Below are 13281 nucleotides of genomic sequence, written 5' to 3'. Positions count from 1 at the left end.
TTTGTGGCGATGCTTGTAATACAACATATACGAATATTGCTTGCTATCTGTCTCTTACTTTTACCCGGTCATAAAAGTATATGTCAGTCAGAAAATAAGGCTCAATCCAAAGAGCAATTCAAAGTTTTATCTTATAACATCTGGAATGGATTTGACTGGGGGAAAGATCAGGTACGTAAGAAAAAGACCGTCGAATGGATAAAAGCACAAAACGCAGATGTAGTTGCATTACAAGAACTGTGTGGGTATACCAGAAATCAACTGAAACAAGATGCTATGGAATGGGGACATGCTTATGTCGAAATTCTGAAAACAGAGGGTTACCCGGTAGGAATTACATCGTCTAAACCGATTGAAATAAAGGACAAAATATTTGATAAAATGCATCATGGGGCATTGTTTTGTCGCACCTGGGACATTGATTTTATGGTAGTGCACTTATCACCATTTAGCCATGTCAAAAGAAATGAAGAAGCACGTATTATTGTACAGCGACTGAAGATGGAAAATGAAAACCAATGTTTGGTTTTAGGTGATTTCAATGCTGTTTCACCTTTTGATGCCGATTTATATAAAGACAATTCATCACTGATACCATCAATGATCGAGTCGGAAAAGCAACACAAGCACGTTCGCAATCTTTTACACGGTCAGCTGGAGTATGGAGTAATGAGCCGCTTTATTAGTTGTCCTTTAATTGATGTTGTACAAATGCACACAAAAGGTATCGATCAGCGAATTAGTTGTCCCACTCAGGTTTTTGAAAAACAACCAGGTGAAGGCAGGAGTTCCAAGTCACAAAGGATAGATTATATCTTAGCTTCTCCTGAACTAGCTGAAACATGCATAAATGCCGGTGTCGCTAATCAGGAAGATACCTATTATCTGTCAGATCATTATCCTGTTGTTGCAGTTTTTGAACTTGAATAATCTAATAAACTTATTTTTTAGATCCGAATTAATCTATAAATGGTTAATTCGGATCTTTTATTTATATGCTTGATTACTAATTAATAGTATCTGTGAATTTAGGAAGCTGTATCAAGTTCAACTACTGGGGTAATTGCTTCATCTTATTTGCTTACAGATATATTATAAGCAATTATGCTATTTTTTTATGAGATTGGTTGTATTTTCACGTCGATGAATTCAATTTAGTATATTGAATCCACACGAGAGAGAAACCATTTTAATAAAAAATTACAATGAAATCCAGTGTATTTTATACCCTTGTTATAGTCATGTATTTGGCTATCGGGTGTTCACCAGCTATTAAAAAAGAGCGCCCAAATATTGTTTTTATTATGAGCGATGATCATGCCTATCAGGCCATTAGTGCTTATGGTCATGGATTGAATAAGACTCCTAATATTGACAGAATTGCCAGTGAAGGTGCATTATTTACACATGGTTATGTCACCAATTCAATTTGTGCACCCAGTCGTGCCGTCATGCTAACCGGAAAACATAGTTTCGTTAATGGAAAAGTAGATAATGTACAAGCTTTTGATTGGGGACAGGATAATTTCGCAAAGCAATTACAGAATGCAGGTTATCAAACAGCCATGATTGGTAAAATACACATTGACGGACTTCCGCAAGGATTTGATTACTCAAATGTGTTGCCTGGTCAGGGACAATATTATAATCCTGATTTTATCGAGAATGGAGAGAAGAAACGCTACGAAGGTTATTGTACTCAAATAACAACTGATATAGCATTGGATTGGTTAAAAAATAAACGAAAGAAAGGTCAGCCATTTTTACTTTTATATCATCAAAAGGCTCCTCATCGGACATGGATGCCTGAGAAAAAGTATCTTGATTTATTCGATGACCAAACATTCACTCCTCCAGCAAACTTCTTTGATAATTACGAGAACAGACCAGTTGCGGCAGAACATGAAATGGGCATATTTGAACACATGGATTTGGCCTATGACTTAAAAATATTAGATAAAGAAGGCAAGTTGAAAACCCGCTATCGAAAAGCGGCTGAGGGAATGTATAAGCGAATGAATGATGAACAGCGTGCAGCTTGGGATGCACATTACGATCCGATTATTAAAGAGTTTATGTCTAAAGAGTGGGATGATAAGGAGCTTGCATTGTGGAAGTTTGATCGTTACATGAAGGATTATCTGGCCACCATACAGTCTGTGGATGACGGAGTTGGTGAGGTGTTAGATTATCTGGATCAGGAAGGGCTTAGCGACAATACAATTGTGGTTTACACGTCCGATCAGGGATTTTACCTTGGTGAGCACGGTTGGTTTGATAAACGTTTTATGTATGAAGAGTCGTTCAGAACACCCATCTTAATGCGATATCCAAAAGAGGTTAAGGCTGGAACTAAAGTGGACCAGTTGATTCAGAACCTTGATTTTGCTCCAACATTTCTTGATTATGCCAATATTGATATACCAGAAGATATTCAGGGAGAGTCATTTCGTAAAGTGATAAGTGGTGAAGATGAAAGCTGGAGAGATGCCATATACTATACTTACTATGAGTATCCGGGCGAACATAATGTTCAACGTCATCATGGCATCCGAACAGATCGTTATAAATTAATTCATTTTTATTACGATTCTGGTACCTGGGAGTTATACGATTTGGAAAATGATCCGTCAGAAATGAATAACCTGTACAATCATCCTGAATATACTGACGTTCAGAAACACATGCACGAGAAATTAATAGAGGTAAGAAAAAAATATGGAGATAGTGATGAATTGGATGAGCAAAACCTGATGCGTTATTTGAATAAGAAGAATTTACCAAGAAAGTAAACTTGTTCTTCGAAATCATCAAAGTCCACCAATACCAATGCTACTTAACCCAGGTTACTCAAACTCTAAAAACTAAGTATAAACCAAAATCCAGGAAATGTATAAATCCAAGTTATTACTTATGCTATTGCTGGCATTGTTTGTTTTTAATGTCAGTGCAAAGAATAAAACAAAAAGTTCAAAACCCAATGTTGTACTTATTTACCTCGATGATAGTGGATACGGAGATTATGAGCACAACGGTAATCCAACAATTAAAACACCCAATATTACCAAGTTGAAGAATAGTGGCGTTAATTTCACACAATTCTATGTAACATCACCTGCTTGCTCTGCTTCACGCTACTCATTGATAACCGGAAGGTATCCAGGCCGTTCAGGATTAGGTTCCTGGGTAATAGGACCCGATGCGAAGAAGCATATTCATGATGAGGAAATTACCATCGCTGAAGGACTTAAATCTGTAGGTTATAAAACGGGGATGTTTGGCAAGTGGCACTTGGGAACACCAAATGAAAAGAATAACTTCTCATCTGAAACCTTACCGTTAGCCCATGGTTTTGATGAGTGGATTGGCACAAATGTTTCACATGATTATAATACCTCTATGCTGTTAAAAAGCAACCCAAAGGGGAAAAAACCAATTGCTGGCTATGAAATACTTGCTAAAGACTTGCCTTCCGATACAAAAGCTTCTGAGTCTTTAACCGGAGTATGTACAAAGGCAGCAGTTGATTTCATTAAGCGAAACAAGAAAGAACCATTTTTCGCTTATATAGCTTACAACATGCCTCACCTTGGTCTTTTTGTGAGTGATAAGTTTAAAGGTAAATCCCGTAATGGCGAACTTGGAGATGTGATGGAAGAATTAGATGCTGCTGTCGGTGATATTTTAAATACATTGGAAAAGGAAGGTATACGCGATAATACCATCATTGTCTTTTCATCAGATAATGGTCCCTGGATTAAGTTTTCAACGATTAAAGACAATAAAAAATACGGCGACACAAGATTAAAGGTCGGTTATGCCACACCATTCAGAGATGGTAAAGGATCAACCTGGGAAGGTGGGCATCGTGTTCCGGGGATCATTAGCTGGCCGGCTATGATAAATGGTAATCGCAATGAACAAACACCTATCAGCATCTTGGATATTCTACCAACAATCTTTGCAGTTGCTGGTGTTGACTTGCCAAAAGATAGAACGATTGATGGACGAAATATTAGTTCATTGTTAATGCCTGAGAAATATAGCGAGCCAATGGATGATTTTACATTCTTTTATAATTATTTCGATAACAAGCCATCAGCCATCCGCAAAGATGAGTGGAAACTGCATGTTCGAATTGGTTCGCAAACAAAAAACAACTATGGTTTTGAAGCATCTCGAGAAACGCCTCTGTTATTTCAGGTGGAAGAAGATTTGGGTGAACGTATTAATGTTGCAGGCCAAAACAAGCATAGGGTTTCAGATTTATTAGTTGAGCTGGAAAATTTTGAAAAACAACTGAAAGATGAGGGATCTTTCTGGGATAAGTAACCATGAGGTAATCTAAAATATTAAAAATGAAAATTAAAACGTTGTTATTGTCTACATTGGCTGTCGTAATGCTTTTGGCTTCATGCAGTCAACAAGAAAAGGAAACTAAAAAACCAAACATCATATATATATTGGCAGATGACCTTGGTTATGGCGAATTGGGATGTTATGGACAAGAACTGATTGAAACACCTAACATTGATGCCCTTGCAAAGAATGGAATTAAATTTACGGATCATTATGCCGGTGCTCCTGTTTGTGCTCCTTCACGCTGTGTCCTTCTTACTGGAAAGCATACCGGTCATGCTTATGTGCGAGGTAATGATGAATGGAGATCCCGGGGAAAAGTATGGGATTATAAAGCAATGATTGCTGATTCAACTCTTGAAGGGCAACGACCAATGCCAGCCGATACAAAAACAGTAGCTAAGCTTTTAAAAACGGCTGGTTATAGAACCGGTATGGTTGGTAAGTGGGGATTAGGTGCACCTAATACACATAGTCTGCCTACAACTCAAGGCTTTGATTTCTTTTGCGGTTACAATTGCCAGCGTCAGGCTCATACCTATTACCCTGTTCATTTGTATAAGAACGCTAATCGTATCTACCTGGATAATGATACTGTTGCTCCTAACACAAAATTGGACAAGGATGCTGATCCGCTTAATCCCGAGAGTTATACCCAGTTTAACCTCAATGATTACACACCTGATGTGATGTTCGAAGAGATGGTCAATTTTGTAAAGGATAGCAAAGAGCAACCATTCTTCCTGTATTGGGCAACACCAATACCACATGCGCCAATTCAGGCACCGCAAAAATGGGTAGATTACTACGTGAAGAAATTTGGTGAAGAAGAACCATATTTAGGGCAAAGAGGTTATTTCCCGCATCGTTATCCTCGCGCAGGCTATGCGGCAATGGTATCGTACATGGATGAACGTGTAGGGCAATTGGTGCAGAAGTTGAAAGACATGGGTGAGTATGACAATACATTAATCATCTTTACTTCTGATAATGGACCAACCTATAATGGAGGTGTTGATTCACAGTTTTTTAATAGCGGAGGACCTTTTAAAAGTGAATATGGTTGGGGTAAAGGTTTTGTGCATGAAGGAGGGATTCGTGTTCCAATGATTGCTTCATGGCCGGGCAAAATCAGAGCTGGTTCTCAAACCAACCATGCTTCTGCCTTCTGGGATGTTTTACCTACACTTTGTGATGTCGCAGGGATAGAGGCACCGCAAGATATTGATGGTATAAGTTATCTGCCGGCTATGACAGGTGCCTCAAACCAAAAACAACATGATTATTTATACTGGGAATTCCCGGCTTATAAAGGTCAACAGGCGGTTAGAATAGGTAAGTGGAAAGGCATCCGTAAGGATATCTTTGAAGATAATATGGAAATAGAACTCTATAATCTGGAAGAAGATATACAGGAACAAAATAACATTGCTGATCAAAATCCAGAAATAGTTGAGCAGATCAAGAGCGTTATGCTTGAGGCACATACACCTGCTGAAATTGAAAAATTTCAGATGAAGCAGCTAGGAGATTAGTTCGGTTTTATAAGAATTTAAGACTAAGATCAGGTAAACCGGCGGATTTATTTCTGCCGGTTTTTGTTTTCATAAAAGCAAAGCCAATATGGATGTTGTGATGATTTCTTGATATTTTGAGACTTATTTTAAGTTTTATTAAATCAGAATTAATATTGAAACTTACGCGTTAAGCTAAAGTTTATTAGTTTTATGCCCTCATTTATTAAAATGTCAAACAAAAGCGTTTATGAAAAGCTATAAATCAGTATTTAGTGCATTGTTGTTGGTATTTGCAACAATTGTATCAGCCCAGGAAACTTATAAAACGGATAAGAGCCTTGTTTCAAATGATTACGATTATCAATCAACTGAAGCAATTTATGAAGTAAAGCAGTATGAAGATATAGCAAAGGGTAAGAAACCAAGGAGCATCATACTATTAATTGGTGATGGAATGGGAGTGACACAGTTGCATGCTGCTATGACAGCTAATGGTGGTCAATTGTATCTGGATAATTTCAAAAAAGTAGGATTCGCAAAAACGCATAGCGCTGATAAATATGTGACTGATTCAGCTGCAGGAGGAACAGCCTTAGCTGCCGGACAAAAGGTAAATAATGGTGTTGTTGGATTGGACGAAGATGGTAAAGCTATAGAGAACGTTCGGGAATTTGCTGAAATGAAAGGAAAAGCCACAGGGGTTGTTTCAACATCAGCTGTCACTCATGCAACTCCTGCTTCATTTGTAGCACATCAACCCAAACGGTCTATGTATGAAGAAATAGCTGCAGACTTCTTAAAAACAGATATAGATGTTTTTATTGGAGGAGGTTTAGATCACTTTACGAAACGTGAGGATAAGAGAAACCTTAAAGAGGAGCTTGAGCAAAAAAACTATCAGGTTGCAACAACAGTAGAAGAGCTTGAGGCTGCGAACGGCCCCAAGTTGGCTGCTTTATTAGCACCAACACATATGGAAAAAATGCCAACTCGTGGAGATATTCTGCCATTGGCAACAAAAAAGGCTATTGATGTATTAAGCAATAATAAAGATGGATTCTTTTTAATGGTGGAAGGTAGCCAGATTGATTGGGGAGGTCACCAGAATAATACAGCCTACATTGTCAGAGAGACACTTGACTTTGACAAAGCTGTTGGTGAAGCATTGGCTTTTGCTGCTCAGGATAAAAAGACTTTAGTGATTGTAACATCAGATCATGAAACAGGTGGTATGATCCTTAAAGACGGTAGTTACGATCAACAAGAAGTTAATGCCTTATATGCAACCAAAGGACACTCTGGAGTAATGGTTCCTGTATTTGCTTTTGGGCCGGGTGCAGATAATTTTACTGGCATACAGGATAATACAGATATTGCTAAGGCTATCTTTAAATTATTAGGCAAGAAGTAATTATTGATAATAGAAGCACTAAAAAAGAGCTCTTTTGAGCTCTTTTTTTGTTGTTATAAACAAGTAATTGATGATTAGATGTTAATCTTTACAGGCTCTGCTTCTGAAATAAGTTTTGGAATGGCTTGTCTTACAGCGTCTTTCTCTTTCGAGTTCAGCTTTTCATATTGCTTGCCAAATTTATTTAATGCCAATTCATTACGCAATTCATTAAAGGCTCTAACAATTTCATTCTGAACCATTAGGTACACCTGGTACTGTGTATCGTTGGCTGTTTGCAAGGAAATAATACCTTTGCTTACTTCACGCTGACCAAAAAAATCAATTGTTTTAACTTCTTTATCTGATAAATTGGGCTCATTCATAGGGTTGAGGATAAAATTTTTGGTGGCTTCCGTCAATTGATTGAGCGGTATTTCTTGTTTCTCAACCATAATCTGATTATTGGCGTTTACCAATATTTCAAATACATTACGTTCGTTTTTAGCCTTTTGATTCGGGTCAGGTTCCTCTTCCAAAGGAGGAAGTATGGTACCTAAGCCTTTATCAGATTCCATCGTTGTAGTTACAAGGAAAAAAATCAGGAGTAAAAATGCGATGTCGGCCATTGAGCCGGCATTCACCTCTTGAGTTTGTCTTCGTGCCATAGTTGCTAATTTTTATAATTAATAATGAAGACCCTGCAAATTATGGCTCGAATCGAATAGCTCTAAATTAGTAAAATATCGCTTTGATCAATATCATTTCCAGGATTTTTTTATGGAAAATATTATTTAAGAATTATAGAACCGATGCTGTGTTGCCAGAATAAATATCCTTCAACCAAAGAGGTTTGGAGATGAAAAGACACCATTTATAGATGGTACTTAATCAACTGCTTAAACTAAGATTAACCAGGAAGCATTATTGAGCTTCCTGGCTTTCTTTCTTCGATTGTTGTTTCTCAACGAATTTCTTTTTTGTTTTTACACGCTTAATTTCATTATTCAGATGAGTCATACAATCATCATTATAGGCCTCTAGTTTCGATTGCTTCAATAGAGAAAGAGCCCCGTCATAATCACGCTGATACTCATGTATCAAGGCTTGCAAATTAAGCGTTCTTGATAAATCAACACCCTTTAGCTTATTAGCGTATTCGATAAGTTTTTGGGCTTTGTTATATTCCTTAAGTATTATCAATACCATGATATAGGCCATACAAACGTTTATATCTTCCGGGTTTCCAGCCATGGCCCGCAAATAATATTCTTCGGCCTTAATGTAATTGTTCATTTGTTCCTGATGCAATTTACCCATCAGGTAATTGGCCCCCGGATGTTCGTTATTATGACTTAGGGCATAGCCAAGGTTTTCGATGGCCTCTTCCAGGCTATAAGGATATTGATCAAGCGCTTTAATATAATATTGGTCTGCTATTGTGTTCATTTTATTTGAATTTAGTTTAATCGAATAACTCCTTTTTAAGATTGTGTTTTAAGGAGCGTCGTTTCTGTTTGTAACCCTTCTCTACATGTTGAACTTTAAAATCTGTACCAGAGAATGTTTTGACAGGGTTTCCTCTTTGAATCTCGGAATGATTTTTCCATTCTGCCTGAAGTTTGTTTTTGTGTTGCTTGAGATTTTCCAGTTTGATAAGCTCATGCAAACGAGTTTTTGCCAGCTTTTTGTTCTGAAGCTGTGATCGACTCTCTGAAACAAGCACGCTTAATCCACTTGGAAGATGTCTTGCACGAATGGCTGTGCTAACCTTATTGACGTGCTGACCTCCCGGACCTCCAGAACGTATAGCCTGATAACTGATATCTTTATCATCTATAGCCAAGGATTCGCTTGAAAGGTCAATTTTATTGACTGCGACGTACCAGTTTTTGCGTTTATGATATTTTCGAAACTGGCTCTGTCCAATCCACTGAGTTGTTCCGATCCATTGTTTACACAAGTCTTTAACTCCGTTACCTTCCAATTGAAGGCTTGCTGAATAAAGCGTTCCATTTTCTATTCCTTTTTCACGGTGAAGAATCGTGAAATGAAGATTAGCTTTTTTAGCATCTTCAACAATGTATTTAAGAACCTGGGCCACTACCCAGCAGCACTCTGCCGGCCCACGTCCTGATGTTATTTGTAGTATTATTGTTTCCATTTTGTTATTGTTTATCCATTCGTACTATTTGAGGATAAAATCGCCCTTCAATATTGACCAGTTCTGCTTGCGATGCCACCACTTCATCAATGTTTTTATAGGCCATTGGTGCCTCTTCGGTGCCACCGCCAATGAGTGTGATCCCTTTTTGCTTAAGCGTCTTTTTCAACTCACTGTTGGTAATATTATCCTTTGCTTTTTTTCTGCTTAAACGTCGACCTGCACCATGTGAAGCCGAATAAAGTGCTTCAGAATTACCCTTTCCTGAAATGATATAACCAGCATCCATCATATTGGCAGGAATAATTCCCAGTTCACCTTTAGCAGCCGGAGTTGCGCCTTTACGATGAACGATCAATTCCTGATCGTTTATCTTTTCTTTCCAGGCGAAATTATGGTGGTTTTCAACATGGGCAACTGCTTTTATACCTAAAGCTTTGGATAAGCGATGATGAATCACATCATGACAAGCCTTGGCATAATCACCCGCCAGATTCATAGCAATCCAGTATTCTTGTCCGGCCTCACTGTTTAAATCCAGCCATGCCAGATGTTGCGCACCTTGAGGCAGCAAACATGCTTTCATAGCCAGCTTGGTGTAATAAGTGGCAATTACTGAACCTAATCCCCTGGAGCCTGAATGCGCTAATAATCCGACATAATTACCTGTCTTTAAATCAAATGCATTGTCCTTCTCCAAACTTACAATACCAAACTCAACAAAGTGATTGCCTGAACCAGAGCTGCCTAACTGATTTTGAGCTTTGCCCTTCAGGTTCTTCAATAGATCAATCTCATTAAACGCATTTCTTTCGAGTACTTCGTGGTCGTAGTGATGTTTCTCAATTTTTCCAATTCCAAAATGGGTATGCTCCTTTAATGCTGTTTTGATCTGGTAATTGTACCGTTTGATAAAATCAGATGGTACATCGTAAATGCTCAATGACATCCGGCAACCAATATCCAGACCAACGCCATATGGAACTACTGCATTTTGAGTTGCTAATACGCTTCCAATTGGTAATCCATATCCCACATGGGCATCCGGCATTAGTGCACCATACTTACTGATTGGGAGTTGCATGGCCGTTGACATTTGCCTGATCGTATCTGTAGTTATGTGTTTTTTTCCATAGCTCGTTAAGGGTTTTTCAATGCTTTCAAAATGATAGATCGTACCATTATTTGTTTTAATCTTTCCGCATAGATCTTCTGCTAATTTTGAAAGCGAAGCATGTTCCAAATAATCCTTGGGATTTAATAAAACAGCTTCAAGAATTTCCAGTTTATTTTGTTTCGACAGATGCTTTAAATCACTGTTAGCAATGTTAATAGCCAAGCTTTTAGCTCTGTCCGATTTATAGTTGATTCTTTTAAGGTCTTTACCTTTTATTTTTGACTTGCTCATAAGTCGTTGTAATTAACCAACTGCTAATGTATGAAGGATGATAACAAGCAAATCCGAAGAGGACTATCATTAGATAACTACTCAACAATGATTATCAACCTACCTTGATTATGCAATCAGTTGAAATAAATAAAGATGTTAATTGAAGAATTTGGACAATTGCCAAATTCACGATCAGATATAAGAAGTGCGACTAGTATTCAACTAATCGTTCTGATCTATTTGCAGATATGTGATCTAAGCTCCAACATAATCTAATCCCCCTTTAATTAATTGTTCAACATGGGGTGAAATGCGCTGCAAATGTAAAACGAATTAATCTTAAATTCCAAATTATTATGAAAATAATTTCAATTTAGGAGCAGACGGTAATTTTAAGCTGGTTAGCACAGCCATTTGCATTCATTATCATCTTAGGAATTAAAAGACGAGAGTGCCAGTCGTCTGGAGTCTAACAATCCATTGATTTAATTACACTCTATGTTCCTATCGAATCACACTAAAAACACGCTTGACATCATCTTTCTTTGAGAGCGTTAAGCGTACAATACTGTCTTGAGTCGCCTTTAAGTCATGAGGTACTTTTGCATCCAGTGTTAACAGGTCGCCTTTTGCGACATGGTGGACTACACCTTCTACTCCAAAATCAACGGCTCCTTCAAATATTTCAACCACGATAGCTCCCGGAGCCGTGTGTTCTTTCATTATTTGTCCCTCTTTAAGAGTAATGCGAATTTCTTTACTGAAGGGTGTTTCCAGCAATAGTTGAACGTTAGGTTTATCTTCTTTAAATACAATTGAATTTGATAATGAGGCTGTTTTCATGATATATTAGACTTTTTGCTTGTTTACCTAATACCAACCAAACAGATAAGCAATCAAATGGTTGTAAAATAAATCATATTGTGTGGTGTTTACTTTATCTGATGTACACTGTATGCGCATTGGTTACAATGCATTGCGCCGTTGGTGAAATTGATTGCGCTTCCGGGAAAATTGACTGAGCAACAGGTACAATAGATTGCGCCATGTGGAAATTCTTGTGCGCATGATTTACATTGTGCTGCGCCAGTGTTACCCTTCGTTGAGAGTAAAGTAAATAGAATGTCCTTATCCTGTCATGGGTAAAGATGACTTTTCTACAAAAATGTCAATTGGTCCGATATGCTTCAGAAGTAGAGTGAGATTGATAGTGCTCCTGTAAAAATGAATAACAATAAGTTATATCAGTACTCAATTAAACTGTTTAAGCGTAAGATAACAGTTTTCTACAAATACTTTAAATAAGCTTATCCTATGCCACTTTAAAAAGAGAAATATTTATAAATTAACGCGATTAAACTTTTTATCGTTTTAATATTAAAAACATGAGCACTATTAGTTGGAAAGCTATTGCAACTGCACTTATTTTCTTCTTAAGTTATGCAAACACAGTTAGTGGTAAACAAAAACAAACCGGCGAAAAACCAAATATTATCATCTTTTTAGTTGATGATATGGGCTTGATGGACACATCAGTACCCTTTCTTTTAGATAAAAACGGCGAGCCGAAAAAATACCCTTTAAATGATTTTTATAGAACACCTAATATGGAAGAATTGGCTGAACAAGGTATTTGTTTTACCAACTTTTATGCCCATTCAGTTTGCTCGCCAACCCGGGTTTCTCTATTGACCGGACAAAATTCAGCGCGTCATGGTGTGACCAATTGGATAAAGTCCGAAAATAACAATAAAGGAGAATTTGGTCCTGAGCAATGGAATTGGGAAGGACTTAACAAAAGCTCGGTAACCCTTCCCAGACTTTTACAGCAAAATGGTTATAAAACCATCCATGTAGGTAAAGCACATTTTGGCCCGTTTAATAGTGAAGGTGAAGAACCTTTAAATCTGGGTTTTGATGTAAATATTGCAGGTAGTTCAATCGGTCAGCCCGGAAGCTACTATGGCGAAGACGGTTATGGTCATATAAAAGGACGTAAAGATCGTGCTGTACCGGGATTGGAGAAGTATCATGGAAAAGATATCTTTTTAACGGAGGCTCTAACCATTGAAGCTAATAAGCAGATTTCAAAAGCCAGAGAACAAAACAAACCGTTTTTCTTATACATGGCACATTATGCCGTGCATACACCTTTTCAATCAGACCCGCGTTTCACGGAGCATTATAGCAACTCAGGAAAAAGTAAGAGGGCGCAAACCTACGCAACGCTTATTGAAGGCATTGACAAATCATTGGGAGATATCGTTGCGCATGTAAAACAGTTGGGGCTGGGAGAAAATACCTTGATTATTTTTATGGGCGATAATGGCTCTGATGCTCCGCTTCCAATAGATAATGGATACAGCAGTGCTTCACCTTTGAGAGGAAAAAAAGCCAACCACTGGGAAGGAGGTATGCGTGTGCCTTTCATTACTTCATGGATAACACACAATGCTAGCCA

Annotated in this window: 11 protein-coding genes; 6 read left to right on the top strand and 5 right to left on the bottom strand. The window is 37.8% G+C overall.

The genetic code is table 11. The features are described from left to right. Window positions 1-9 precede the first annotated feature (9 nt). The 5 genes from AC4MRQ_RS12250 to AC4MRQ_RS12230 all read left to right on the top strand — a co-directional run bounded on the left by AC4MRQ_RS12250 (window position 10) and on the right by AC4MRQ_RS12230 (window position 7287). Window positions 10-930, top strand: coding sequence for an endonuclease/exonuclease/phosphatase family protein (locus AC4MRQ_RS12250; protein ID WP_491197965.1), 921 nt, complete (start codon window positions 10-12; stop codon window positions 928-930). Window positions 931-1205: 275 nt separating this feature from the next. Continuing rightward, window positions 1206-2792, top strand: a complete 1587-nt coding sequence (locus AC4MRQ_RS12245; protein WP_491197964.1) for a sulfatase family protein — start codon at window positions 1206-1208, stop codon at window positions 2790-2792. 97 nt (window positions 2793-2889) lie between these two features. Continuing rightward, complete coding sequence (locus tag AC4MRQ_RS12240; protein WP_491197963.1) at window positions 2890-4332, top strand: sulfatase family protein; 1443 nt, start codon at window positions 2890-2892, stop codon at window positions 4330-4332. Between the two features lie 26 nt (window positions 4333-4358). Further along, window positions 4359-5894, top strand: a complete 1536-nt coding sequence (locus tag AC4MRQ_RS12235; RefSeq protein WP_491197962.1) for an arylsulfatase — start codon at window positions 4359-4361, stop codon at window positions 5892-5894. A 229-nt stretch (window positions 5895-6123) separates the two neighbouring features. After that, window positions 6124-7287: an alkaline phosphatase gene (locus AC4MRQ_RS12230; RefSeq protein WP_491197961.1), complete on the top strand. Its 1164-nt coding sequence runs from the start codon at window positions 6124-6126 to the stop codon at window positions 7285-7287. Window positions 7288-7361: 74 nt separating this feature from the next. On the opposite strand, the gene AC4MRQ_RS12225 is transcribed toward AC4MRQ_RS12230, so the two are convergent. The 5 genes from AC4MRQ_RS12225 to AC4MRQ_RS12205 form a co-directional block, all read right to left on the bottom strand. Further along, the gene (locus AC4MRQ_RS12225; protein ID WP_491197960.1) at window positions 7362-7934 is read right to left on the bottom strand and encodes an ExbD/TolR family protein; all 573 of its coding nucleotides are present in this window, start codon (window positions 7932-7934) and stop codon (window positions 7362-7364) included. Between the two features lie 256 nt (window positions 7935-8190). Beyond that, a complete protein-coding gene (locus tag AC4MRQ_RS12220) occupies window positions 8191-8715 on the bottom strand; it encodes a hypothetical protein (protein WP_491197959.1) in 525 nt (174 codons plus the stop codon). A gap of 16 nt (window positions 8716-8731) precedes the next feature. Beyond that, window positions 8732-9430, bottom strand: coding sequence for a peptide chain release factor H (gene prfH / locus AC4MRQ_RS12215; protein WP_491197958.1), 699 nt, complete (start codon window positions 9428-9430; stop codon window positions 8732-8734). A 4-nt stretch (window positions 9431-9434) separates the two neighbouring features. Further along, complete coding sequence (locus AC4MRQ_RS12210) at window positions 9435-10838, bottom strand: RtcB family protein (RefSeq protein WP_491197957.1); 1404 nt, start codon at window positions 10836-10838, stop codon at window positions 9435-9437. A gap of 486 nt (window positions 10839-11324) precedes the next feature. Then, window positions 11325-11663: a cupin domain-containing protein gene (locus AC4MRQ_RS12205; protein WP_491197956.1), complete on the bottom strand. Its 339-nt coding sequence runs from the start codon at window positions 11661-11663 to the stop codon at window positions 11325-11327. 542 nt (window positions 11664-12205) lie between these two features. On the opposite strand from AC4MRQ_RS12205, the gene AC4MRQ_RS12200 reads away from it, so the two are divergent. Next, on the top strand, window positions 12206-13281 hold a 1076-nt coding region (locus tag AC4MRQ_RS12200), incomplete at its 3' end, for a sulfatase-like hydrolase/transferase (protein WP_491197955.1).

The organism is Carboxylicivirga sp. (genome assembly GCF_982718395.1).
Note: the sequence above shows the minus strand (reverse complement) of the source record. Positions and strands in the feature narration are given on the sequence as shown.

Excerpts from the sequence above, each read along its gene's own strand:
- AC4MRQ_RS12250 (WP_491197965.1), top strand. The coding sequence starts at position 10 with ATGCTTGTAATACAACATATACGAATATTGCTTGCTATCTGTCTCTTA.
- AC4MRQ_RS12245 (WP_491197964.1), top strand. The coding sequence starts at position 1,206 with ATGAAATCCAGTGTATTTTATACCCTTGTTATAGTCATGTATTTGGCT.
- AC4MRQ_RS12240 (WP_491197963.1), top strand. The coding sequence starts at position 2,890 with ATGTATAAATCCAAGTTATTACTTATGCTATTGCTGGCATTGTTTGTT.
- AC4MRQ_RS12235 (WP_491197962.1), top strand. The coding sequence starts at position 4,359 with ATGAAAATTAAAACGTTGTTATTGTCTACATTGGCTGTCGTAATGCTT.
- AC4MRQ_RS12230 (WP_491197961.1), top strand. The coding sequence starts at position 6,124 with ATGAAAAGCTATAAATCAGTATTTAGTGCATTGTTGTTGGTATTTGCA.
- AC4MRQ_RS12225 (WP_491197960.1), bottom strand. The coding sequence starts at position 7,934 with ATGGCACGAAGACAAACTCAAGAGGTGAATGCCGGCTCAATGGCCGAC.
- AC4MRQ_RS12220 (WP_491197959.1), bottom strand. The coding sequence starts at position 8,715 with ATGAACACAATAGCAGACCAATATTATATTAAAGCGCTTGATCAATAT.
- prfH (WP_491197958.1), bottom strand. The coding sequence starts at position 9,430 with ATGGAAACAATAATACTACAAATAACATCAGGACGTGGGCCGGCAGAG.
- AC4MRQ_RS12210 (WP_491197957.1), bottom strand. The coding sequence starts at position 10,838 with ATGAGCAAGTCAAAAATAAAAGGTAAAGACCTTAAAAGAATCAACTAT.
- AC4MRQ_RS12205 (WP_491197956.1), bottom strand. The coding sequence starts at position 11,663 with ATGAAAACAGCCTCATTATCAAATTCAATTGTATTTAAAGAAGATAAA.